The sequence below is a fragment of the Pseudomonas sp. Leaf127 genome (genome assembly GCF_001423155.1).
GTDB lineage: Bacteria > Pseudomonadota > Gammaproteobacteria > Pseudomonadales > Pseudomonadaceae > Aquipseudomonas > Aquipseudomonas ovata.
On the sequence record NZ_LMOA01000023.1, the window covers coordinates 347,140 to 371,810 of the forward strand.

General features: G+C 64.3%; 18 protein-coding genes and 1 pseudogene. 7 read left to right on the forward strand and 12 right to left on the reverse strand.

Going from position 1 to position 24,671, the window contains the following annotated elements:
• Positions 1–1,282: YifB family Mg chelatase-like AAA ATPase (locus tag ASF84_RS22675; RefSeq protein WP_056841119.1), on the forward strand; the 1,282-nt coding region annotated here is incomplete at its 5' end.
• Between the two features lie 198 nt (positions 1,283–1,480).
• On the opposite strand, the gene ASF84_RS30325 is transcribed toward ASF84_RS22675, so the two are convergent.
• Complete coding sequence (locus ASF84_RS30325; protein ID WP_442963086.1) at positions 1,481–2,341, reverse strand: methyl-accepting chemotaxis protein; 861 nt, start codon at positions 2,339–2,341, stop codon at positions 1,481–1,483.
• Positions 2,336–3,457, reverse strand: a pseudogene (locus ASF84_RS30330) (Cache 3/Cache 2 fusion domain-containing protein); the annotation flags it as partial. The gene ASF84_RS30325 and the pseudogene ASF84_RS30330, both read right to left, overlap by 6 nt.
• 263 nt (positions 3,458–3,720) lie before the next feature.
• On the opposite strand from ASF84_RS30330, the gene ASF84_RS22685 reads away from it, so the two are divergent.
• Positions 3,721–5,103: a NorM family multidrug efflux MATE transporter gene (locus tag ASF84_RS22685; protein ID WP_056841121.1), complete on the forward strand. Its 1,383-nt coding sequence runs from the start codon at positions 3,721–3,723 to the stop codon at positions 5,101–5,103.
• Here ASF84_RS22685 and ASF84_RS22690 read toward each other — a convergent pair whose 3' ends face one another.
• Positions 5,104–6,777: a putative bifunctional diguanylate cyclase/phosphodiesterase gene (locus tag ASF84_RS22690; protein ID WP_056841122.1), complete on the reverse strand. Its 1,674-nt coding sequence runs from the start codon at positions 6,775–6,777 to the stop codon at positions 5,104–5,106. It lies immediately after the preceding gene.
• A 206-nt stretch (positions 6,778–6,983) separates the two neighbouring features.
• Between ASF84_RS22690 and rep the strand changes: the two genes are divergently transcribed.
• A complete protein-coding gene (gene rep, locus ASF84_RS22695) occupies positions 6,984–8,993 on the forward strand; it encodes a DNA helicase Rep (RefSeq protein ID WP_056841123.1) in 2,010 nt (669 codons plus the stop codon).
• Positions 8,994–9,422: 429 nt separating this feature from the next.
• Here the strand turns inward: rep and ASF84_RS22700 are convergent, their stop codons facing one another.
• The 5 genes from ASF84_RS22700 to dadA form a co-directional block, all read right to left on the reverse strand.
• Positions 9,423–11,363: an acetyl-CoA hydrolase/transferase C-terminal domain-containing protein gene (locus ASF84_RS22700; protein WP_056841124.1), complete on the reverse strand. Its 1,941-nt coding sequence runs from the start codon at positions 11,361–11,363 to the stop codon at positions 9,423–9,425.
• Between the two features lie 224 nt (positions 11,364–11,587).
• Positions 11,588–11,992, reverse strand: coding sequence for a c-type cytochrome (locus ASF84_RS22705; RefSeq protein WP_056841125.1), 405 nt, complete (start codon positions 11,990–11,992; stop codon positions 11,588–11,590).
• Positions 11,993–12,091: 99 nt separating this feature from the next.
• Entirely contained in the window at positions 12,092–12,640 is a 549-nt protein-coding gene (locus tag ASF84_RS22710; RefSeq protein WP_056841126.1) for a cupin domain-containing protein, read from the reverse strand.
• A 281-nt stretch (positions 12,641–12,921) separates the two neighbouring features.
• On the reverse strand, positions 12,922–13,995 hold the full coding sequence (gene alr / locus ASF84_RS22715; protein ID WP_056841127.1) for an alanine racemase: 1,074 nt from the start codon (positions 13,993–13,995) through the stop codon (positions 12,922–12,924).
• Positions 13,996–14,132: 137 nt separating this feature from the next.
• Positions 14,133–15,434 (reverse strand): D-amino acid dehydrogenase, encoded by a 1,302-nt coding sequence (gene dadA / locus ASF84_RS22720; RefSeq protein WP_056841128.1) that lies wholly within the window; start codon positions 15,432–15,434, stop codon positions 14,133–14,135.
• A gap of 155 nt (positions 15,435–15,589) precedes the next feature.
• On the opposite strand from dadA, the gene ASF84_RS22725 reads away from it, so the two are divergent.
• Complete coding sequence (locus ASF84_RS22725) at positions 15,590–16,078, forward strand: Lrp/AsnC ligand binding domain-containing protein (protein ID WP_056841129.1); 489 nt, start codon at positions 15,590–15,592, stop codon at positions 16,076–16,078.
• A gap of 56 nt (positions 16,079–16,134) precedes the next feature.
• Here the strand turns inward: ASF84_RS22725 and ASF84_RS22730 are convergent, their stop codons facing one another.
• On the reverse strand, positions 16,135–16,488 hold the full coding sequence (locus ASF84_RS22730; protein ID WP_056841130.1) for a YkgJ family cysteine cluster protein: 354 nt from the start codon (positions 16,486–16,488) through the stop codon (positions 16,135–16,137).
• A gap of 102 nt (positions 16,489–16,590) precedes the next feature.
• Between ASF84_RS22730 and ASF84_RS22735 the strand changes: the two genes are divergently transcribed.
• Positions 16,591–17,874 carry an NAD(P)/FAD-dependent oxidoreductase gene (locus tag ASF84_RS22735; protein WP_056841131.1) on the forward strand — a complete coding sequence of 428 codons (1,284 nt, stop codon included), beginning with the start codon at positions 16,591–16,593 and terminating at the stop codon, positions 17,872–17,874.
• 145 nt (positions 17,875–18,019) lie between these two features.
• Here the strand turns inward: ASF84_RS22735 and ASF84_RS22740 are convergent, their stop codons facing one another.
• Complete coding sequence (locus ASF84_RS22740) at positions 18,020–18,274, reverse strand: DUF1127 domain-containing protein (RefSeq protein WP_056841132.1); 255 nt, start codon at positions 18,272–18,274, stop codon at positions 18,020–18,022.
• Positions 18,275–18,448: 174 nt separating this feature from the next.
• Between ASF84_RS22740 and ASF84_RS22745 the strand changes: the two genes are divergently transcribed.
• Together ASF84_RS22745 and ASF84_RS22750 are read left to right on the forward strand one after the other, a co-directional pair.
• A complete protein-coding gene (locus tag ASF84_RS22745) occupies positions 18,449–19,870 on the forward strand; it encodes an aminotransferase-like domain-containing protein (RefSeq protein WP_056841133.1) in 1,422 nt (473 codons plus the stop codon).
• A gap of 227 nt (positions 19,871–20,097) precedes the next feature.
• Complete coding sequence (locus ASF84_RS22750) at positions 20,098–21,681, forward strand: phospholipase D family protein (RefSeq protein WP_056841134.1); 1,584 nt, start codon at positions 20,098–20,100, stop codon at positions 21,679–21,681.
• A 106-nt stretch (positions 21,682–21,787) separates the two neighbouring features.
• Here ASF84_RS22750 and ASF84_RS22755 read toward each other — a convergent pair whose 3' ends face one another.
• Positions 21,788–22,933, reverse strand: a complete 1,146-nt coding sequence (locus tag ASF84_RS22755; protein ID WP_056841135.1) for an MFS transporter — start codon at positions 22,931–22,933, stop codon at positions 21,788–21,790.
• An 80-nt stretch (positions 22,934–23,013) separates the two neighbouring features.
• Positions 23,014–24,507, reverse strand: a complete 1,494-nt coding sequence (locus ASF84_RS22760) for an aldehyde dehydrogenase (protein WP_056841136.1) — start codon at positions 24,505–24,507, stop codon at positions 23,014–23,016.
• Positions 24,508–24,671 lie beyond the last annotated feature (164 nt).

Below are 24,671 nucleotides of genomic sequence, written 5' to 3' on the forward strand. Positions count from 1 at the left end.
CCCGGCCGACCTGCCCAAGGACGGCGGGCGCTTCGACCTGGCCATTGCGCTGGGCCTGCTGGGGGCCAACGGACAGATTCCGCTGGCCGCGCTGCAAGACATCGAATGCCTGGGCGAACTGGCGTTGTCCGGGGCGCTGCGGCCGGTGCAGGGGGTGTTGCCGGCGGCGCTGGAGGCGCGCAAGGCGCAGCGCACGCTGATCGTGCCGGCCGCCAATGCCGAAGAAGCCTGCCTGGCCGCCGGCCTGACGGTGATCGCGGCCCATCATCTGCGCGAGCTGGTGGCGCATTTCAACGGCCAGACACCGATGACGGCGTACCGCGCCAACGGCTTGCTGCCCCAGGCCCAGCCTTATCCCGACCTCAGCGAGGTGCAAGGCCAGAGCGCGGCCAAGCGCGCGTTGATCGTGGCGGCGGCCGGTGGTCATAACCTGTTGTTCAGCGGCCCGCCGGGCACGGGCAAGACCTTGCTCGCCAGTCGTCTGCCCGGGCTGTTGCCGCCGCTGGACGAGTACGAGGCGCTGGAAGTGGCGGCCATCCAGTCGGTGGCCAGCCAGGTGCCGTTGAACCACTGGCCGCAACGGCCGTTTCGCCAGCCGCACCATTCGGCGTCGGGGCCGGCGCTGGTGGGCGGTGGCAGCCGTCCGCAACCAGGCGAGATTACCCTGGCCCATCATGGTGTTTTGTTTCTGGATGAGTTGCCGGAATTTGACCGGCGTGTGCTGGAGGTGCTGCGCGAGCCGATGGAGTCAGGGCATATCGTCATCGCCCGGGCCCGCGACCGGGTACGTTTTCCGGCGCGCTTCCAGCTGGTAGCGGCCATGAACCCGTGCCCGTGCGGCTATCTGGGTGAGCCCAGCGGGCGTTGCCGCTGTTCCACCGACCAGATCCAGCGCTACCGCAACAAACTGTCCGGTCCGCTGCTGGACCGCATTGACCTGCACCTGACCGTGGCGCGTGAGGCCACCTCGCTCATGGTGCCGGCTTCGGTGGGGGAAACCACCGCCAGTGCCGCCGCCAAGGTCGCCCAGGCCCGGGAGCGCCAGCAACGGCGCCAGGGGTGTGCCAATGCCGTGCTCGACCTGCCGGGCCTGCGCGCCCACTGCCCGTTATCGACCGCCGACGAACAATGGCTGGAAACCGCTTGCGAGCGCCTGACCCTGTCGCTGCGCGCCGCCCACCGGTTATTGAAAGTGGCGCGCACCCTGGCGGACCTGGAAGACAAGGACCGGATCGAGCGCGGCCATGTGGCGGAGGCATTGCAGTATCGGCCGGCGACGTAGCACGGGCACGGCGCAACCCTCGTAGGAGCGCGCTCTGCCCGCGACCGGCTGCGTAGCAGTCGTAAATTTGCAGCGTTTCATAGATTTTGAATACGTTCACAATCATAAATTTGTGGCGTTTCGCAGATTTTGCGAGCGCTACGCACTCGGTCGCGGGCAAGCGCGCTCCTACCACATCCGCAGGCGCGCGGCAGCGGCTTACCTGAACCGGTCCACCTCGGCCAGCAACTCGGCCGCCAGGGCATTCAACTCGCGGGCGGTGACGGCGAGGTTGGCCACCACTTCGCGCTGCTCGCTATTGGTCATGGCGATGCTTTGCAGGTTGCCGCTCAGGGTCGTGGCGGTGCTGCTCTGTTCCTGGGCGGCGGTGGTGATGACGGTGAACTGCTGGCCGGCCTCACGGCTTTGTTCGTCGATCTGGGCCAGGGCCTGGGCCACCTTGCTGTTGAGCGACAGGCCTTCCTGCATCAGGGTGTTGCCCTGCTGCATGGTGTTGATGGCATTGCCGGTTTCCTGCTGGATGCTGGCAATCATCGTCGAGATTTCATCGGTGGCCTGGCGGGTGCGCGAAGCCAGGCTGCGCACTTCATCGGCGACCACGGCAAAGCCGCGGCCCTGCTCGCCGGCGCGGGCCGCTTCGATGGCGGCGTTGAGGGCCAGCAGGTTGGTCTGGTCGGCAATCGAGGTGATGACGCCGACGATGCTGCCGATTTCCTGCGAGCGCTGCCCCAGCGTGTCGACCACCGTGGCGGTGCTGCTCAGCGACGCGGCGATCTGCTGCAGCGAGCCGGACGCTTCGTCCATCGAGGTGCGGCCAATGCGGGTCTGGCGCGCGTTTTCCTGGGCCAGACGCTCGGTGTCCTGCATGTTGTCGGCGATGTTCATCGAGGTGGCGCTGAACTCTTCTACCGCACCGGCCATGCTGGTGATTTCGCCGGACTGCTGCTCCATGCCGGCATGCGCGCCGCTGGACAACCCCGACAAGGCATGGGCGCGGTCGCTGACCTGGCGCGAGGCGGTGCGGATATGCTCGACCATGGTCGACAAGGCTTCGCTCATGGCGTTGAAGCTGCCGGCCAGTTGGCCGATTTCGTCGTGACTGGTGACCGGCAGGCGCACGCTGAGGTTGCCGGCGCCCAAGGCCTCGGCCTGTTGCACCAGTTCCGACAGGGGCCGCAGCTTGGTGCGCAACAGCCAGATCGACCCGCCGACCGCGATCAGCATGGCCAGCAGGCTGCCGATCGCCAGTTGTGTACCGACGCTCCAGGTCACTGAACCGATTTCCTGCTGCGGCATGCTCGCCACGACGTTCCATGGGCCGCCTTCGAACGGCATGCTTACGCTGTAGAAGGTCTCGTCGCCATCCTGCCAGAACTGCCCCTTGCCCGACTGTGCGACGGCGGCGGTCACCGCCGTGGCGGCCTGGTCGGCATTCTTGACCCCGGCCGGTGCCACCAGCCATTTGTTCTGCTCATCAAGCAGTGCCAGCGAACCGGTCTTGCCGATGCGGAAGCTCTTCAGGTTTTCGAACTGGGCATTCTGCGCATCGGTGTAGTCGAACCCCACGAACAGAGCGGCGATGATCTGGCCACTGGCATTGCGCACCGGGCTGTACTGGGTCATGTAGTTGCGCTCGAACAACAGCGCCTTGCCGACGTAGGGCTGGCCCGCCATCAGCTTTGCATAGGCTTGGCCCTTGCGGTCCAGCACGGTGCCGATGGCCCGCGTTCCGTCCTGCTTGGTCAGCGATGTGCTGATCCGAATGAAATCGTCGCCACTGCGCACGAAGACCGTAGCGACCCCGGCGGTGAGCTTGCGAAATTCATCCACCTCGCTGAACTCGTTGTTCAGCGCCTGGCCTTCCAGGAACAGGCCCGGCGTCACGGTGCCGGCCACCGTATAGGTGGTGCCGGACTGGACGCTCAGGCCCGTGGCAAAGCGCTGTTCGAACAGGTTGGCCAGGCGCTGGGTGCTGTCGCGCAGCGTGGTATGGAAAGTATTGAGCTGATCGGCCAGCAGGCGTGCCTCGCTGGCCATGTGTTCTTCGCGGATGACCAGGTTGGCCGCATCGAGCGAGCGCAAGGCAAAGAGGGTACTGCTGCCAATGACGACCGCCAGAATGACGGCCAGGGCAATACCAAGCTGGGAAGCAATCCGGGCACGGGGCTTGGACATGACGGCTCCAGGCTGGGTGGTTCGAAGCCCCGCAAAAGGGACTCGCCAGCCAGCAACATTAATAGTGAAGGTTCGAAGCGCAGCGCGGCGCACCCCATGGGTCGGCACAGGCGGCTCATACTTGAGCGTCTTGCAAGGATATTAATGGCTCATTACCTGGAAACTGCCACTACGCCCACTGTCTTATTTATAGCTTTGTATCCAGCCTTGTGAATCGCCAGAATAGGCAGTTCCATTTCTTTCTTTCATCGAGCCCCACGAACATGCAGCCCGCCGCCCTCAAGGAACTCTGGATCATCCTGCGCCTGGCAGGGCCGCTGATCGCCTCGCAACTGGCGCACATGCTGATGGTCTTCACCGATACGGTGATGATGGGCCGGCTGGGCCCCGAGTCACTGGCCGGCGGCGGGCTGGGCGCCGCCACTTATGGCTTTGTGTCGTTCTTCTGCATCGGGGTGATGGCGGCGGTCGGTACGCTGGTGTCGATTCGTCAGGGCGCGGGCGATATCGAAGGCGCCACCCGTCTGACCCAGGCCGGGTTATGGCTGGCCTGGGGCATGGCCATCCTGGCTGCCACATTGCTCTGGAGCCTGGAGCCTTTGCTGCTGCACCTGGGCCAGGACCCGCGCAATGTGCACATGGCCATGCAGTTTCTCACCACCCTGCCGCTGGCCCTGCCGGGCCTGCTGACCTTCATGGCGCTGCGGGGCTTTACCAGCGCCCTGGGGCGGGCGGGCCCGGTGATGGTCATCAGCCTGGTGGGGGCGCTGGCCAACTTCATCCTCAACTACGCCTTGATCGAAGGCTGGCTGGGCCTGCCTGCGCTGGGCCTGTACGGCATCGGTCTGGTCACTGCGGTGGTCACCAACTGCATGGCCCTGGCCCTGGCCCTGCACATTCGTCGTCATCCGGCGTATGCGGCCTACCCGATCCGCGAGGGGCTGGGGCAACTGTCGCGCAGTCATCTGGGTGAGCTGTGGCGCCTGGGCCTGCCCATTGGTGGCACCTACGCTGTGGAGGTCGGGCTGTTCACCTTTGCCGCGTTCTGCATGGGCGCGCTGGGCACCGCGCAAATGGCCGCGCACCAGATCTCGCTGCAGACGGTGTCGATGGCCTTCATGATTCCGGTGGGCATTTCCTATGCGGTGACCATGCGCATCGGCCAGCACTACGGGGCCGGCAACCTGCACATGGCGCGTTTGGCCGGACGGCTGGGCATTGGCTTCGGGGGCGCGCTGATGCTGCTGTTTGCCCTGTTGTTCTGGCTGGCGCCACGGCAGATCATCAACCTGTTCCTGGACATCGACGACCCGGCGCTCAACGACATCGTGGTGCTGGCGGTCAAGCTGCTGGCCATCGCCGCCTGGTTCGAACTGTTCGACGGCGTGCAGACCATCGCCATGGGTGCGATTCGCGGACTCAAGGATGCCAAGATCACCTTTCTGATCGGCCTGGCCTGCTACTGGCTGGTGGCGGCACCCGCCGCCTGGTTGCTGGCCTTCCAGACGCCCGCTGCCGCGCAAGGTGTCTGGTGGGGGCTGGCGCTGGGGCTGTTGTGCGCGGCAGTGACCCTGACCTGGGCGTTCGAGCGGCGCATGGCGCGCCTGCTGCGCAAGGCCGCCCGGCCGGTAACCCTGCAGGCCTGATCAGCCGTCCTGGTTCGACGACTGCACGGGCACGCCGCCCTGGGTCAGGTACTCGACCAGCTCGGCCATCGGCAGCGGGCGGCGAATCAGGTAACCCTGGGCCTGGTCGCAGCCGTACTCTTGCAGCAAGGCCAACTGGCCTTCGGTCTCGATGCCTTCGGCCACCACTTCCAGGCCCAGGTTATGGGCCAGGTTGATCATCGCGTGGACCAGTTGGCGGTTCTCCGGGCGCTGTTCCATTTCACCGACGAAACTCTTGTCGATTTTCAGCAGGGCAATCGGCAGGCTGTTGAGGTGCACGAACGATGAGAAACCGGTGCCGAAGTCGTCCAGCGAGAAGCGCACGCCCAAGGCACGCAAGGCATCCATGGTCTTGCTCACCAGGTCGCTGCGGCGCATCACCGCGGTTTCGGTCAGCTCGAATTCCAGCCAGTGGGCATCCACGCCCTGCTCGTTGATCAGGCGGCTCAGGGTGGTGAGCAACTGATTGTCCTGGAACTGGCGGAACGACAGGTTGATCGCCATGTGCAACGGCGCGATACCCTGTTCGCGCAAGGCGCGCATGTCACGCAGTGCCCGGAAGATGACCCAGTAGCCCAGGGGCACGATCAGACCGCTCTGTTCGGCCAGCGGTACGAACTCGCTGGGCGGTAACAGGCCGCGCTCCTGATGACGCCAGCGCACCAGGGCTTCAAGCCCGACAATGGTGCCGCTGTTCATGCACAGGCGTGGCTGGTAGTGCAGTTCCAGTTCATCACGGCGCAAGGCCCGGCGCAGTTCACCTTCAAGGTCGGCCAGGCTGCGGGCATTGCGGTTGATGCGCTCGTCGAACAGGTGCCAGGTGCAGCCCTGGATGCTCTTGGCCTGGCGCATGGCAATGTGCGCGTGCCACATCAGCGGGTCGGCCCCGGCCCGTGCGCGGGCATGGGCCACGCCCAGGCTGCAGCCGAGCAGCAGGCTCTCGCCGTCGATCCAGTAGGCTTCGGACAGCGCCTCGATGATGCGTTCGGCCACCAGGGCGGCCCGCTGCGGTGCGTCGCGGGTGTCGATCAACAGCGCAAATTCATCGCTGCCCAGGCGGGCGATCTGGTCGTTGACATCCAGCTGGCGCTTGAGCCGCGCCACTACTTGCAGGATCAGCCGGTCGCCGCCCTGGTGGCCCAGCGCATCGTTGGCCCGGCGAAAGTTGTCCAGGTCCAGATGCCCCAGCGCCAGGCCCGTACCGTCGTGCTCGGCCAGGCGCGCCGCCAGCAGGGTCTGGAACCCCTGGCGGTTGGCGATGCCCGTCAACGGGTCTTGCTCGGCCAGGCCTTGCAGGGTGCGCTCCAGATGCCCGCGTTCGCGCACATGGCGCAGGCAGCGGCGCAGGGTGTCGCCGGTGAGGCTGCCACGTACCAGCCAGTCGCTGACACCGGCAAGGCCCGCCTCGGGTTCGGCCTCCAGCAGCATCACGATCGGCAGGCTGCAGCTGCCGGCCGGTGGCTGCAGCTCGGGGCTTACCAGCAGTACCGTGTCGCGCTCGCCAGCGTAGCGCCTGCCGTCGGCGTTCCAGTCCTGGATCCAATCCAGCGTGATTGACGCAGAGAGGGTGGCCAGGCAGCTTTGCAGTTGCTCCAGCCATTCAGGCTCACAGGCCAGCAGCAATAACCGCGAGGGTTCGACACGCGTTGGCAAGCTGACTCCCTAAATCCAGAGGAAAAATGCAAGGGGGCGGAAACCTCAAAACGAGGTATCGAAAAAAATGTAAATGAGTACGGTGTGCAAATGTAACAAAATCAAGAAATTTAGATAGCGGTTACTGAGAAAGGGACGAAGGTCACTGCACAGCGCCATGACCCTGTTAAAATGCCTGCCCTTTCGTACACGACGCCTAATCTCCCATGTCCCGACTCAATCCCCGGCAGCAGGAAGCCGTGAACTACGTCGGCGGCCCGCTGCTGGTGCTCGCCGGCGCCGGCTCCGGCAAGACCAGTGTGATCACCCGCAAGATCGCGCACCTGATCCAGAACTGCGGCATCCGCGCCCAGCACATCGTGGCCATGACCTTCACCAACAAGGCCGCCCGGGAGATGAAGGAGCGTGTCGGCACCCTGTTGCGTGGCGCCGAAGGTCGCGGCCTGACCGTCTCGACCTTCCACAACCTGGGCCTGAACATCATCCGCAAGGAACATGTGCGCCTGGGCTACAAGCCGGGGTTCTCGATCTTCGACGAAGGCGACATCAAGTCCCTGCTGACCGACATCATGCAGAAGGAGTACGCCGGCGACGATGGCGTCGACGAGATCAAAGGTATCATCGGCTCCTGGAAGAATGACCTGATCCTCCCCGAAGAGGCGCTGGCCAATGCCCGCGGCCCCAAGGAGCAGACCGCCGCCATCGTCTACATGCACTACCAGCGCACGCTCAAGGCCTACAACGCGCTGGACTTCGACGACCTGATCCTGCTGCCGGTCAAGCTGTTCCTGGAACACGCCGACATCCTGGAAAAGTGGCAGAACCGCGTGCGCTACCTGCTCGTGGACGAATACCAGGACACCAACGCCAGCCAGTACCTGCTGGTCAAGCTGCTGATCGGCAGCCGCAACCAGTTCACGGTGGTGGGCGACGACGATCAGTCGATCTACGCCTGGCGCGGGGCGCGGCCGGAAAACCTGATGCTGCTCAAGGATGACTACCCGTCGCTGAAGATCGTGATGCTGGAGCAGAACTACCGCTCCACCAGCCGCATCCTGCGCTGCGCCAACGTGCTGATCGCCAATAACCCGCATGATTTCGAAAAGCAGCTGTGGTCGGAAATGGGCCACGGTGATGAAATCCGCGTGATCCGCTGCCGCAACGAAGAAGCCGAGGCCGAGCGGGTGGCGATGGAAATCCTCACCCTGCACCTGCGCACCGACCGGCCCTACAGCGACTTTGCCATCCTGTACCGTGGCAACTACCAGGCCAAGCTGATCGAGCTCAAGCTGCAGCACCACCAGATTCCGTATCGGCTCTCGGGCGGCACCAGCTTCTTCAGCCGCCAGGAAGTGAAGGACCTGATGTCCTACTTCCGCCTGCTGGTCAACCCGGACGACGACAACGCCTTCTTGCGGGTGATCAACGTGCCGCGCCGCGAGATCGGCTCCACGACCCTGGAAAAGCTCGGCAACTACGCCTCCGAGCGCAAGGTGTCGATGTACGCCGCCAGCGAGGAACTCGGCCTGGGCGAGCACCTCGACAGCCGCTACACCGACCGCTTGCAGCGTTTCAAGCGCTGGATGGACGGCGTGCGCCAGCAATGTGCGCAGAGCGACCCGATCGCCGCCTTGCGCAGCATGGTCATGGACATCGACTACGAGAACTGGATCCGCACCAACAGCTCCAGCGACAAGGCTGCCGACTACCGCATGAGCAACGTGTGGTTTCTGATCGAGGCCTTGAAGAACACCCTCGAAAAAGATGAAGAAGGCGGCATGACCATCGAGGAGGCGATCGGCAAGCTGGTCCTGCGCGACATGCTCGAACGCCAGCAGGAAGAGGAAGAGGGTGCCGAAGGCGTGCAGATGATGACCCTGCATGCCTCCAAGGGCCTGGAGTTTCCGTACGTGTTCATCATGGGCATGGAAGAGGAAATCCTCCCGCACCGCTCCAGCATCGAGGCCGACACCATCGAGGAAGAGCGACGCCTGGCCTACGTTGGCATCACCCGTGCGCGCCAGACCCTGGCCTTCACCTTTGCCGCCAAGCGCAAGCAGTACGGCGAGATCATCGACTGCGCACCCAGCCGCTTTCTCGATGAACTGCCGCCCGGCGACCTGGCCTGGGAAGGCAACGACGACGCCCCGGTCGAGGTCAAGGCCGCCCGCGGCAACAACGCCCTGGCCGATATCCGGGCGATGCTCAAGCGCTAGGCCGCAGGACTGGCGGTGTTGAGCGCCTCACACTGTGGGAGGCAGCAACTGTCTGGCAATGACGGGTTTACAAGCGCTGCCTGTCTGCCGGCTGGCCTGGCCTCATCGTCGGATCGCCGCCCGCAGCAAGCCGCCTCCCACCCGTTGGATGTGACCCTGAATGTCGTGTCTGGCACCGGACTGTGGGAGGTGGCTTGCCGGCGATGGCGATGGGACAGGCGCAGCAGGTGCATGGGCCTTGCTGGCCTCATCGCCGGATCGCCGCCCGCAGCAAGCCGCCTCCCACAGGTTTGATGTGACCCTGAATTTCGTGTCTGGCACCAGACTGTGGGAGGCGGCTTGCCGGCGATAGCGGTCGTGAACCTGACGTACTTTCAGCGTCTGTTACGGCCAGTCGCGAGCAGAGCTGGTCAGGATTGGGCTAACCCGTCATTCGGCGCGACCTGTTGTGGGCGCTGTCGCCTGCAGTCCGGCCAGCAGCAGGCGTTGGTACAGTTCTTCACGCAGGCCATCGGGTCTGTCCAGGCCCATCCGCGCAAGGTGCGCCGGATAGGCCGCGGGGTCCGGCGCATCGAAGGTGGCCTTGCCCAGTTCCAGCATTTCGGTGAGTTTGAGCTTGCTCTTGAGCCAGTTCAGTGCACGCAGCAGGTCACGCTCTTCACTGCTGAAATCCGAGCCCAGCGGGTATTCGGCAAACAGTTGCGGATAACGTGCCGCCAGCGCCTTCAGGCGTTCGGGCGTATTGTCGGTAAAGCGCGGGTCGAGCTGGAAGTCGCGTGACAGCTTGCCGGCCTTTTGCGCCTGCTCGATCAGGCCGGGCTGGAAGCGTGAGTCGCTGATATTGAGCAGGCGCTCGATCACCGTGGCGTCGGTCTGGCCGCGCAGGTCGGCGATGCCGTACTCGGTGACCACGATGTCGCGCAAATGCCGCGGGATGGTGGTGTGCGCGTAGGACCAGACGATGTTGGAGCTGACCTCGCCACCGGACTCGCGCCAGCTGCGCAGGATCAGAATCGACCGGGCATCCTCCAGCGCATGGGCCTGGGCCACGAAGTTGTACTGACCGCCCACGCCGCTGACCACCCGTCCATCGGCCAACTGATCGGAGACCGCCGCACCCAGCAGGGTGACGGTGAACGCACTGTTGATAAAGCGCGCATCGCGACGCTGCAAGCGCTTGAGTGCTTCGTCGCCGTACAGCTCGTTGATGAAGCTGATGGCGGTCATGTTGAACTGCGCCAAACGTTCGGCCGGCAGCTCACGCAGGCGTTCATAGAAGCTGCGCGGTCCCAGGAAAAAGCCGCCGTGCACCACCACGCCGCCGCCCTGCTGGCTTTCGTCCAGCGCACCCTGGTTGGCCAGCAACTGCAACCCGGCGTCGGCGTACACCTTGCGCCGTACGATACCGGCGTCGGCCAGCGCCAGCAGGCCATTGACGAACATTTCGCTGCAACCGTACAGGCCGCTGCCGAAGGGCTCGGTGCCGCCTTCGCGGTCGATCAATGTCTGCCAGTTGCTCATGTTCAACTCACCGAGCAGGCCAAGGTAGGTGGCGTTGTCGGCCTGGCGCGCCAGCAGGGCAGCGGTCAGAGCGTCGCCCATCGAGCCGATGCCGATCTGCAGGGTGCCGCCATCGCGCACCAGGGTGCTGGCGTGCAGCCCGATCAGATGATCCTGCAAGCCCACTGGCATGTTGGGGGTCGAAAACAGGGTGGTGTGCTCGGGCTCATCGATCAGCAGGTCGAAGGCCACGGCATCGAGTTCGGCGTCGCCGGGCATATACGGCAGTCCGGCATGCACCTGCCCCAATACCAGAATGGTCTCGCCGGCCGTACGGCGTTTGGCAATCATTGGCAGCAGGTCGAGGGTGACGTCCGGGTTGCAGCTCAGGCTCAGCCGGCCAGGATATTGCGGGTCGCTGGCCACCAGTTGCGCGACCAGGTTCAGGCCCTTGGCATTGATGTCGCGGGCGGCATGGCTGTAGTTGCTGCTGACGTAGTCCTGCTGGGCCGGGGCGCTGTCGAGCAGGCTGCCGGGCTGCATGAAGAACTGCTCGACACGGATATTGGCCGGCAAGCGGTTGCGGCGCAGGTCGCCCAGGTAATCCAGCTCCTGATAGTCGCCGAACACCCGCTCCAGGAACGGTTCCAGAAACCGCGCCTGCAAGCCCTCGCCCGGCGTTGGACGACCCAGGCTCAGCGCGGTGTAGATCGTCAGCCGGCGCTCGGGCAGCTCGCGAATACGGGCATACAGCGCGTTGACGAAGCGGTTGGGCTTGCCCAGCCCCAGCGGCATGCCCAGATGGATATGCGCGGGCAACTGCGCCAGCACCTGGTCGACGGCGTGTTCGATGGAGCAGGTCTGCGGCATCCGGGCGTTCCTGAAACAGGCTTGAGATGCAGCTTGGACCGTTATCGCACAACAATTGCTGCACAAGCCGGTACGTGGGCATGGCACTCGACATTCGCGACCGCTGGTCGCTCCAACAGATCGGTTTGGCATACATTCCGTAGGAGCGACCAACGGTCGCGAAAGAATTGGTCCAGGTGCCGCCTTTCCAGCGTCTGGCACTCGGCATTCGCGACCGCTGGTCGCTACAGGCCGGACATTTTCTGGATGGCGGCTTTCAGCTCGGCGTCGCTGCAGTCGGCGCAGGTGCCCTTGGCTGGCATGGCCTCTATCCCGGTAATGGCCTTGGCCAGCAGGCCGTCGAGGCCGCCTTCCTTGTCGGCGCGGGTTTTCCAGGCGGCCTTGTCGCCGCTCTTGGGCGCATTCAGCAGGCCGGGACCGTGGCAGGCATTACAGTGCTTATTGATGATGTCATCGGCACTGCGGGCGGCTCCGCCTCCAGCCGCAATGGTCACCATGACACCCGGACACGCCTGCCCCTGGATGCACACCTTGCCGACCGGTTCGAGCCTTCGGGCGATTTCTTCGCTGGAGGCGGCCATCAGGCTCATGGGGGGCAGCAGTGCCAGCACCGCCACGCACAGGGTCATCGGATTCACAGGTTCGCCCTCATGAAGGCTGCGCCTGTTACCTTGCCATGGATCGATACACCGGCCAGCCCCCGGTGGTCGGGGGGCTGGCGCATTCCATCAGAAATTGGCCGGGGTGGCGGCGCTGATCAACCGGGCCGGCGCATCGAACGGGTTGCGAAAGCGATGCGGGCGGGTGCTTTCGAAATAATAGCTGTCGCCGGCTTCGAGCAGGTAAGTGTCGGGACCGACGATCAGTTCGAGCCGGCCTTCGATCAGGATGCCGGTTTCCTCGCCTTCATGAACCAGCATTTCTTCGCCGGTGTCGGCGCCTGGCGGGTAGGTCTCGGTCAGGAAGGCAATGGCCCGGCCCGGGTGCGACTTGCCCACCAGCTTCATGGTCATCGCGCCGTCGGAGATGTCCAGCAGCTCGTTGGCCTTGTACACCACCTGGGTGGTGTTGACCGGCTCCAGCTCTTCGGAAAAGAACTCGACCATGGACATGGGAATGCCACCCAGCACCTTGCGCAGCGAGCTGATCGACGGGCTGACGCTGTTTTTCTCGATCATGGAGATGGTGCTGTTGGTCACGCCGGCCCGCTTGGCCAGTTCGCGCTGGGACAGCCCCTTGAACTTACGGATGTATTGCAGTCGCTCACCGACGTCCAATGCGGCAGTCCTCCAGGTTCGGCGACCTTGTACGCACGCGCGTTGTAAGGCAGGACAAGGCACAGGCAGGCCTGTCACTGCCGGGCATCGGGCAGGTTGGGCCGGATGCCTGCCGGCGGCACGATCTCTTCGGATCGTCTTCAATCGCCGCACGATCAACGCGCAGGCATGCATGTACAAGGCCTGGGGTTAAAGTCGAGACCGGGGCATGATGGCAACAGTGTTCGATATTTACAACAGCTGCACCGACAGAGGCCCGACCATGCGGCGGGCCGTCAACGTCAGCTGTCGCGATACAGGCGTGGCACGCGCTTGAGGTTGCAGAACAACTGGTAAGGGATGGTGCCGGCCTGGGCGGCAATTTCGCTGGCGGCAACCTGTTGTCCCCAGAATTCGACCCGGCTGCCGAGCCCGGCCTGGGGCAGGTCGGTCAAATCGATACAAAGCATGTCCATCGACACCCGCCCGACCAGGCGGCCCGGCTGGCCGTCGACGCTGACCGGCGTGCCGGTAGGGGCATGGCGCGGGTAGCCGTCGGCGTAGCCCATGGCGACGACCCCGATGCGGCTGGGCCGCTCGGTGATGAAAGTCGCGCCATAGCCCACCGGTTCGCCGGCCGGCAGCTCGCGCACGCTGATGACCTTGGACTCCAGGGTCATCACCGCTTGCAGGCGGTCTGCCAGTGGATGCGCCTGTTCAAACGGCGTGGCGCCGTAGAGCATGATCCCCGGGCGTACCCAGTCGCTGGTGATCTGCGGCCAGCCCAGCAGGGCGGGCGAATTGTTCAGGCTGGTCTGGGCCACCAGCCCTTCGCGGGCGGCATTGAACACCGCCAGTTGCTCCTCGCTGCGCGGGCAGTCCAGCTCGTCGGCGCGGGCGAAGTGGGTCATCAGTACGATGTCGGCGACCTTGCCGCTGGCCTTGAGGCGTTGGTAAGCCGCGGCGTAGTCGGCGGGAAACAGCCCGACCCGGTGCATGCCACTGTCGAGCTTGAGCCAGACCGTCAGTGGCTTGCCGACGGCGGTGCGTTCGATAGCCTCCAGTTGCCAGAATGAATGGACCACTACCCACAGATCATGCTCGACGATCAGGTCCAGTTCCCGGGCTTCGAAAAAGCCTTCCAGCAACAGGATCGGACCCTTGATGCCGGCGGCCCGCAGCTCCAGCGCCTCTTCGATGCAGGCCACGGCAAAACCGTCGGCCTCGGGTTGCAACGCCTGTGCTACCCGCACCGCACCGTGACCGTAGGCATCGGCCTTGACCACGGCCAGCGCCCTGGCACCGGCGTGTTCGCGGGCCAGGCGGTAGTTGTGGCGCAAGGCTTGAAGGTCAATCAGGGCACGGGCTGGGCGCATGGTCAGTCATTCTTTTTCATGGGTACGGGTTGTGGGTTTGTAGAGGCCGGACAGTGATCCGCTACGTGGTGACCCTTTTCCCGGCTGAAGCGGATCGCCGTCCGACGGATCGCCGCGCGGCCGTCCTTCTGCCGGTCCTACGAGTGAGCGGGCGCCGGATTGTTGTGGCCGGCGGCCTCACGGCTGTTGCCGTAACGGGATATATCCAGGCCGGCGGCGCTGATCTGCGGGGTCTTGCGCGCGATCAGGTCAGCCAGCAGGCGGCCCGAGCCACACGCCATCGTCCAGCCCAGCGTGCCGTGGCCGGTGTTCAGAAACAGGTTGTTGTACGCCGTGGCGCCCACGATCGGCGTACCGTCCGGGGTGGTCGGGCGCAGGCCGGTCCAGAAACCGGCCTGGCTCAGGTCGCCGCCATGAGGATAGAGATCGTTGACGATCATCTCCAGCGTTTCGCGTCGACGCGGGTTGAGCGACAGGTCAAAACCGGCAATCTCGGCCATACCCCCGACCCGGATACGGTTGTCGAAGCGGGTGATGGCAACCTTGTAGGTCTCGTCGAGGATGGTCGAGGTCGGTGCCATGTCGCCACGGGTAATCGGCACGGTCAGCGAGTAGCCCTTGAGCGGGTAGACCGGGGCCTTGATGCCCAGCGGCTTGAGCAGTTGCGGCGAATAGCTGCCCAGCGCCAGCACGTAGCGGTCGGCGGTTTCCAGCTTGCCGTCGATCCAGACACCGTCGATGCGGTCACCGGCGAAGTCGAGGCGCTCGATGTTTTGCCCATGGCGAAACTCGACCCCCAGGTCGACGGCCATCTGCGCCAGGCGCGTGGTGAACAGTTGGCAGTCGCCGGTCTGGTCGTTGGGCAAGCGCAGCGCGCCGCTGAGGATACCGGTGACGCCGGCCAGGGCAGGTTCGACGCGGGCGATGCCGGCGCGGTCGAGCAACTCATAAGGCACGCCGGATTGCTCCAGCACCGAGATGTCCTTGGCGGCGTTGTCCAGTTGTTCCTGGGTGCGGAACAACTGGGTGGTGCCCAGTTGCCGCGCTTCGTAGGCAATGCCGGTTTCGGCGCGCAGTTCGTCGAGGCAGTCGCGGCTGTACTCGGACAGGCGCACCATGCGTTCCTTGTTCACCGCATAGCGGCTGGCAGTGCAATTGCGCAGCATCTGCGCCATCCACAGGTACTGGTCCAGGCTGGTGGTGGCCTTGATCGCCAGCGGGGCATGGCGCTGCAGCAGCCATTTCATGGCCTTGAGCGGCACGCCAGGCGCGGCCCACGGCGAGGCATAGCCGGGCGAGACCTGGCCGGCGTTGGCGAAACTGGTTTCCATGGCCACGGCTGGCTGACGGTCGACCACCGTGACCTGAAAGCCTTCACGCGCCAGATAGTAGGCCGTCGTCGTACCGATGACACCACTGCCGAGAACCAGAACGCGCATCTTGAGCACCTCATCGCGGAGATCCGCTGACGTTTGCAGAATGAGTAAGGAATGAGCGCAGTATAAAAAGGTTTAAGCAGTGCTTTTCACTATATAAAAAGCTATATTCGAGGCGTTTTCTCGGTAAACAGCGCTTAGACAGAGGGAGATTACCCATGCGTACCCAGCATCAGTCCCGGCGTGAACTGGACAAGATCGATCGCAATATCCTGCGCATCCTGCAGACTGACGGGCGCATCTCGTTCACCGAGCTGGGCGAGCGCGTCGGTTTGTCGACCACGCCCTGCACCGAGCGGGTCCGGCGCCTGGAGCGCGAAGGCATCATCATGGGCTACAACGCCCGGCTCAACCCGCAGAACCTCAAGGCCAGCCTGCTGGTGTTCGTCGAGATCAGCCTGGACTACAAGTCCGGCGACACCTTCGACGAATTCCGCCGCGCCATTCTCAAGCTGCCGCATGTGCTGGAATGCCACCTGGTGTCGGGCGACTTCGATTACCTGGTCAAGGCGCGCATCTCGGAGATGGCTTCATACCGCAAGTTGCTGGGCGACATCCTGCTCAAGCTGCCGCACGTGCGCGAGTCGAAGAGCTACATCGTGATGGAAGAGGTCAAGGAAAGCCTGAGCCTGCCGATTGCGGATTGAGCGGCTGCCCTTGAGGCCTCTTCCCGGCTGAAGCCGATCCTGCACGAGAGCCGGTCCTATACGAGCACCTGTCGGGTGCTTGCCATGTAGTCGTGAATCTGCTTTTCGACCCGAGGATGGATCAGCTGCTCGGGACGCCGGCCGTTGGGGCATGGCAGGGTCGCGGTGGTGCCGAACAACCGGCAGATCAGCGGGCGCTCTTCATACACCGTGCAGCCCTGGGGGCCCAGGTGCACGCAGTTGAGCGCCTCGAGCGCAGCCTCTTGCTCGGCCACGCTCTTGCGCGGCAGGCGTGACATTTCTTCGGTTGACGTGGTCACCGGCCCACAACAGTCATGACAACCCGGTACACATTCGAACGAAGGAATCTGGCGCCGCAGGGTGCGGACTTTTTCTCGGTTGCAACTCATCGACCTTTCCATCTTGGACAACGCGGCGATTGTGCCGCAGTTGGCAGGCCTGCGACAGCGGCTTATCCTCGCCTGCTGTTTGCGAATGACCAAGGACACCCCATGACCGCCCATGCCGCTTCCTATTACGCCGCCACCCGCCATCCGCAGCCTGATCATCCGCAGCTGCAAGGCGAGCTGAAGGTCGATGTGTGCGTGGTGGGCGGTGGCTTTTCCGGGCTGAACACCGCCATCGAACTGGCCGAGCGCGGCCTGAGCGTGGCGCTGCTGGAAGCGCGGCGCATCGGCTGGGGCGCCAGTGGGCGCAATGGCGGGCAACTGATTCGCGGCGTCGGCCATGGTGTGGAGCAGTTTGCTCCGGTAATCGGCGAGGATGGGGTGCGCCAGCTCAAGCTGATGGGCTTCGAGGCGGTGGACATCGTGCGCCAGCGTATCGAGCGCCACGGCATTGCCTGCGACCTGAAGTGGGGCTATTGCGACCTGGCCAACAAGCCCGCCGACCTGCAGGGCTTTGCCGAAGACCTCGAAGAGCTGCGCAGCCTGGGTTATGGTCATGAACTGCGCTTGCTGCAGCCAGGGCAGATGCACGAAGTGGTGGGTTCGGACCGTTATGTGGGTGGCCTGATCGACATGGGCTCCGGGCACCTGCACCCGCTCAACCTGGCCCTGGGCGAAGCGGCCGTGGCCCGCACGCTGGGTGTGCAGGTGTTCGAGCAATCGGCAGTCACGCGCATCGAATACGGCCCGCAGGTCAAGGTGCACACCGCCCAGGGCAGCGTGCAGGCCGGCTTCCTGGTGCTGGGCTGCAATGCCTACCTGAACGACCTGAATCCGGAGCTGGGCGGCAAGGTACTGCCGGCCGGCAGCTACGTCATCGCCACCGAGCCGCTGAGCGCCGAGCAGGCCAGCCAGTTGCTGCCGCGTGACATGGCGGTGTGTGACCAGCGCGTGGCCCTGGATTACTACCGGTTGTCCGCCGACCGCCGCCTGCTGTTCGGCGGCGCCTGCCATTACTCGGGCCGCGACCCGCAGGACATTGCGGCCTACATGCAGCCCAAGATGCTCAAGGTGTTCCCGCAGCTGGCCGGGGTGCGCATCGATTACCAGTGGGGCGGCATGATCGGCATCGGCGCCAACCGCCTGCCGCAGATCGGCCGGCTCAAGCAGCACCCCAATGTGTTCTACGCCCAGGCCTATTCGGGGCACGGCCTCAACGCCACGCACCTGGCCGGCAAGCTGCTGGGCGAAGCCATCGCCGGCCAGCACAGCGCCGGTTTCGAGCTGTTCGCCAAGGTGCCGCACATGACCTTCCCCGGCGGCAAGCACCTGCGCTCACCGCTGCTGGCGCTGGGCATGCTCTGGCACCGCCTCAAGGAACTGGCCTAGCTCTTTGCATCGACCGGTTGTAGGAGCCCGCTTGCCGGCGACTGGGCGCGAAGCGGCCACAAAAATTGATGAAACGCCACAAATTTACGACTGCTGACGCAGCCGGTCGCGGGTAAACGCGCTCCTACCAGCCAGCAGCGATGTATCACTCACGCCAGAACGGCTTGGTAGCCTCGGCCCGTGCCTGGCTGTAGTCCAGGCCGATGTCGCGCAGTTCGTCATCGGTCAGGTTGAGCAAGGCGCGGCGTGATACCCAGCGATGACGATACAGTGCCCAGCGGCCCGTGGCGGGCAGGCATACAGTTGGCGCCGGCTGTGTACGTTTCTGGCGGGCAACCGGTTGGTGTGTATCCCGTTCACTGCCTTGCAGCACCGATTGCACATCAATAACCCCGTTCATGATCGTCTCCTGCGTATGGCGTGGTGTTGGAACGATGATGAAGAAAACGGCAAGCGCAATACAGATTCAAAAAGGTTTTATATTTTTCGTACAGATAGCGTGTTCAAAAGGCTGAATGCTATATTTTCGCGACATCTGTATTGCAACGTGCGCGCAAGCCGCCGGGAGTATGCTGTGACCCTGTACGTCAATCTGGCCGAACTGTTGGGTTCGCGTATCGAGAACGGCTTCTACCGGCCGGGTGACCGGTTGCCATCGGTGCGTGCCCTGAGCCTGGAGCACGGCGTGAGCCTGAGCACCGTGCAGCAGGCGTATCGAGTGCTGGAAGACAATGGCCTGGCGACTCCACGGCCCAAGTCGGGCTATTTCGTGCCGGCCAGTCGCAAGGCGCCGGCATTGCCAGGGGTCGGGCGCCCGGTGCAGCGGCCCGTGGAGATTTCCCAGTGGGAGCAGGTGCTGGACCTGATCCGCTTCTCGCCGGCCAAAGACTTCACCCAGCTGGGGCGTGGCATGCCGGATGTCAGCAGCCCGACGCTCAGGCCGCTGCTGCGCTCGCTGAGCCAGCTCAGTCGCCATCAGGACATGCCCGGCCTGTATTACGGCGACATCCATGGCGTGGATGCGCTGCGTGAACAGATTGCTCGCTTGCTGCTGGACTCCGGCTGCAACCTCAGTGCTGGCGATGTGATCATCACCACCGGCTGCCATGAAGCGATGTCGGCGAGCATTCGGGCGCTGTGCTCGCCTGGCGATGTAGTTGCGGTCGACTCGCCAAGCTTTTTCGGTGCCATGCAGACCCTCAAGGGGCTGGGCATGAAAGCCCTGGAAATTCCCACCGACCCGCTGACCGGCATCAGCCTGGAAGCCTTGGAGCTGGCGCTGGAACAATGGCCGATCAAGGTCATCCAGCTGACGCCGAGCTGCAACAACCCGCTGGGCTACATCATGCCCGAGGAGCGCAAACGCGCCCTGCTGCGCCTGGCACAGCGTTTCGACGTGGCGATCATTGAAGATGATGTGTATGGCGACCTGGCCTACAGTTACCCGCGCCCGCGCACCATCAAGTCGTTCGACGAGGATGGCCGCGTATTGCTGTGCAGTTCGTTTTCCAAGTCCCTGGCACCGGGCTTGCGCGTCGGCTGGGTGGCACCGGGACGCTATCTGGAACAGGTGCTGCACATGAAGTACATCAGCACCGGCTCCACCGCGCCGCAGCCGCAGCTGGCTGCCGCCGAGTTCTTGCAGGGCGGGCATTACGAGCCGCACCTGCGGCGCATGCGCAGCCAGTACCAGCGCGGCCGTGACCAGATGATCGACTGGGTGATGCGCTACTTTCCCGAAGGCACCCGCGCCAGCCGGCCGCAAGGCGGCTTCATGCTGTGGGTCGAGCTGGACGAGAATTTCGACACCCTGCGCCTGAACCGCGCCCTGCTCGAGCACAAGGTGCAGGTGGCGGTGGGCAGCATCTTTTCCGCCTCCGGCAAATACCGTAACTGCCTGCGCATGAACTACTCGGGCCGCCCGACCCCCGAGATCGAAGCGGCCGTGCGCACCGTGGGCGAGACCATCAAGCACCTGCTGGCCCAGCCCCTGTAGGAGCGCGCTTGCCCGCGACCGGCTGCGTTAGCAGTCGTAAATTTTCAGCGTTTCATAGATTTTGAATGCGTCCACAGTTCAGTATTTGTGGCGTCTGGCAAATTTTGCGAGCGCTACGCACTCGGTCGCGGGCAAGCGCGCTCCTACGTGCCGTGTCGGTAGCTGTCGCGTAACTTTTACACCCCTGTGACTGTCATATCGCCAAATCAAGCATGCAGGGACACCCCTTGAACAGACGATGGCTGGTGCCGTTCTACCTGTGGGCCACGCTGGGCCTGGCCGGCTGTGCACAGCGCAGTGTGCACGACGAGCCCAGCCAGGCCCTGCCGGCGGCGCAGTCGAGCTTCGGCCGTTCGATCCAGGCGTTGGCGCAGGCCCATGAGGGGCGTTCGGGCTTTCGTCTGCTGGCCAACAGCGGCGAGGCGTTCAGCGCCCGCGCCGAGCTGATCCGCATGGCCCGCACCAGCCTGGACCTGCAGTACTACATCGTGCATGACGGTCTGAGCACCCGCACCCTGGTGGAAGAACTGCTCAAGGCCGCCGACCGTGGCGTGCGCGTGCGCATTCTGCTGGATGACACCACCACCGATGGCCAGGACCAGACCATTGCCACTCTGGCGGCGCATCCACAGATCCAGATCCGCCTGTTCAACCCACAGGAGCTGGGTCGCGAAACCGGTGTGACGCGCAGTGTCGGGCGCTTGCTGAACCTGTCGCGCCAACACCGGCGCATGCACAACAAGCTGTGGCTGGCCGACAACAGTGTCGGCATCGTCGGTGGGCGCAACCTGGGCGATGAGTATTTCGACGCCGAGCCCAATCTCAACTTCACCGATGTCGACCTGCTCGGCGCGGGCCCGGTGGCCGAGCAGCTCGGACACAGTTTCGATCAGTACTGGAACAGCCGGCTGAGCAAGCCCATCGACGGCTTCATGTATTTCTTGCCCAGCCACCACGATTTGAGCAAGGCGCGCCGCAAGCTGGCCAGGTCACTGGAGCAGTCGCACAAGCAGCACAGGCAGCTGTACGAGCGGCTGATGACCTACCAGACCGAACCGCGCCTGCAGACCTGGCTGCAGCAATTGACCTGGGCGCACAGCCAGGTGCTGTGGGATGCACCGACCAAAGTGTTGTCGCAGGGCGAACCGGACCCGCACTTGCTGTTGACCACCCAGCTCGGCCCGGAACTGGCCAGTGTCAAACAGGAACTGATGCTGGTCTCGGCCTATTTTGTGCCGGGCGAGCAAGGCCAGGCCTACCTGACCGGGCGCGCCGATGCCGGCGTGGCGGTCAGCCTGCTGACCAACTCGTTGGAGGCCACCGATGTGCCGGCCGTGCATGGCGGCTATGCGCCCTATCGCCAGGGCCTGCTGGAGCATGGCGTGAAACTGTTCGAAATGCGCCGCCAGCCCGGTGACCCGTCGGCCATGGGGCGTCGCCAGTCATCGTTGTTCGCCAGCCCGTCGCTGGTCAGCAGCGGCTCGGACTCCAGCCTGCACAGCAAGGCGATGATTTTCGACCGACAGAAAATGTTTGTCGGCTCGTTCAATTTCGACCCGCGCTCGGTGCTGTGGAACACCGAGATCGGCATTCTGGTCGACAGTCCGCCGCTGGCCGAGCAACTGCGGGGCCTGACCCTGGAAGGCATGTCGCCGGAGCGCAGTTACCAGGTGCGTCTGGAAAACGGCCAGCTTGTCTGGGTCACCGAAGACAATGGCCACCTGCACACCTTGCGCAAGGAGCCGGGCGACTGGTGGCGGCGTTTCAATGCCTGGATGAGCCAGGCCATCGGCCTGGAGCGCATGCTGTAGCCGCGGTAGGCTTTAGCCGCGAAGGGCTTCCCGGCTAAAGCCGGTCCTACAGGCTAAAGCCGGTTCACAGGCTAAAGCGGATCGCCGTCCGACCGGTCCTGCGGGCTCAAACCGGCGCCGGCTTGTCGCCAAACGCCCCCTGGCGCAGCAACAGCACCACCAGGCCAAAAGCGCCGGCGGCCATCAGCCACGGCAGGGTGTGGCCGCTGACCCACTGGCTGCCCGCGCCGGCCACCAAGGGGCCGAGCAGACAACCGATGCCCCATAGCTGCGCGACATGGGCGTTGGCACGCACCAGCGCATCATCGCGGAAACGCTCGCCGATCAGGATCAGCGACAGGGTGAACAGCCCGCCGGCGCTGGCGCCGAACAGCACCCACACCGGCCAGATCAATACCGTGTGCATGAACACCGGCACCAGCAGGCTGGAGATCAACAGCATCACTGCACAGCCAGTAAACAGGGTGCGCCGCGACATGCGGTCGGCCAGCAGGCCGATGGGCAACTGCAACAGCGCATCGCCCACCACCACCGTACTGACCATCAGTAGCGCGATGTCGGCCGTGAACCCCTGGCGCAGGCAGTACACCGGCAACAGGGTCAGAATCATCGCTTCGAAGGCTGCGAACAGCGACACGGCCCAGGCGATTGCCGGAATGTTGCGGCAGAAGGCGAACAGGTCATTGAAGCTCACATGGCAAGCTTCGGTGCTGGGTGCGCCGCTGCGGCCCAGGAGCAGAAACGGTGAAACGATCAACAGCCCCACGCCGATCCAGAAGCCGTAGTCGGCTTCGGTGCCGATCCAGCCCAGAAACAACGGGCCGCTGAGCTGGCTCAGGGCATAGGTGCTGCCATACAGGGCCACCAGGCGTCCGCGCAAACGCTCGATCACCAACTGGTTGATCCAGCTTTCGCCCAGTACAAAGACGATGGTCAGGATCAGCCCGAGCATCAGGCGCAGCACCAGCCACACCGGGTAATACGGCAGCAGTGCCAGCAGCCCGACCGACAGCGCGCCGCTCCACAGGCACAGGCGCATCAGGTGTGCCGTGCCGAAGCGCGCCGCCAGCCGGCTGGCCAGCCCGGCGCCCAGCAGTACACCAATGGCCGGCATGGCCGCCATGACACCGATGGCAAAGCTGCCATAGCCCCAGCCTTCAAGGCGCAGCGACACCAGCGGCATGCTCACGCCAATCGCCAGACCGACGCTCAGGACCGAGGCCAGTACGGCAAAATAGGTACCCCACGGCATTGACCGCTCCAACAGATAAAAAGGATGCCCAAAAAAATCGCCCGGCCCGTGCACGATGCACAGGCCGGGCGACAGGGGGATTACAACTTGATCCAGGTCGCTTTCAGCTCGGTGTACTTGTCGAAGGCGTGCAGCGACTTGTCGCGGCCGTTGCCCGACTGCTTGAAGCCACCGAACGGCGCGGTCATGTCGCCGCCGTCGTACTGGTTGACCCACACGCTGCCGGCGCGCAGGGCCTTGGCGGTCAGGTGCGCCTTGGACAGGTCCGAGGTCCAGACCGCAGCCGCCAGCCCGTACTGGGTGTCGTTGGCGATGCGGATGGCTTCTTCGGCGCTGTCGAAGGTGATGACCGAGAGCACCGGGCCGAAGATTTCTTCCTGGGCGATCTTCATGGCGTTGTTGACGCCGTCGAAGATGGTCGGCTCGACATACGTGCCGCCACTCTCTTCCAGGATACGCTTGCCACCGGCGACCAGTTTGGCGCCATCGGCGTGCCCGGCCTCGATGTAGCCCAGCACGGTGTTCATCTGCTGGGTGTCGACCAGTGCGCCGACCGTGGTCGCAGGGTCCAGCGGATTGCCCGGCTTCCAGGCCTTGAGGGCCTCGATCACCAGCGGCAGGAACTGGTCCTTGATCGAGCGCTCGACCAGCAGGCGCGAGCCTGCGGTGCACACCTCGCCCTGGTTGAAGGCGATGGCGCTGGCGGCGGCTTCGGCGGCGGCCTGCAGGTCCGGGGCATCGGCGAACACGATGTTGGGGCTCTTGCCGCCGGCTTCCAGCCAGACGCGCTTCATGTTCGACTCGCCGGCGTAGACCATCAGTTGCTTGGCGATCCTGGTCGAGCCGGTGAACACCACGGTGTCGACGTCATTGTGCAGGGCCAGCGCCTTGCCCACGGTGTGGCCATGACCCGGCAGCACGTTGAGCACGCCGGCCGGAATGCCGGCCTCGATGGCCAGTTGCGCGATGCGAAGGGCGGTCAGCGGCGACTTCTCCGAAGGCTTGAGGATCACCGAGTTACCGGTCGACAGCGCAGGGCCCAGTTTCCAGCACGCCATCAGCAGCGGGAAGTTCCACGGCACGATGGCGGCGACGACACCGACCGGCTCGCGGGTCACCAGGCCCAACTGGTTGTGTGGGGTGGCGGCGACTTCGTCATACAGCTTGTCAATGGCCTCGCCGCACCAGCTCAGGGCCTGGGCAGCGCCTGGAATGTCGATGCCGGACGAGTCGCCGATCGGCTTGCCCATGTCGAGGGTTTCCAGCAGGGCGAGCTCTTCGACATGCTGGCGGATCAGGCCGGCAAAGCGGATCATGGTCGACTTGCGCTTGGTCGGCGCCAGTCGCGACCAACTGCCGGCGTCGAACACCTTGCGGGCACTTTCGACCGCCTGTTGGGCGTCGGCGCTGTCGCAACTGGCCACCTTGGCCAGCAGCCGGCCGTCGACCGGGCTGATGCAGTCGAAGGTGGCACCGGAGGCGGCATCGGTGTACTGGCCCTGGATGAAGGCGCGGCCTTCGATCTTCAGGTCGCGGGCGCGTTGTTCCCAGTCAGCAAGCGTCAAGGTGGTCATACGCATGTCCTCTTAGTGTTCGATGATGGTCTGGCTGCAGGAGTCTAAAACAGCCATGAGCGTTCGCCACCCTAAACCAGCGACCGGCAAAAAATCCAATATATTTGACAGAAATGGTTACAAAAGCAGCCTTTGTTTAATTTATTGAACGGCCGATCAGAGGC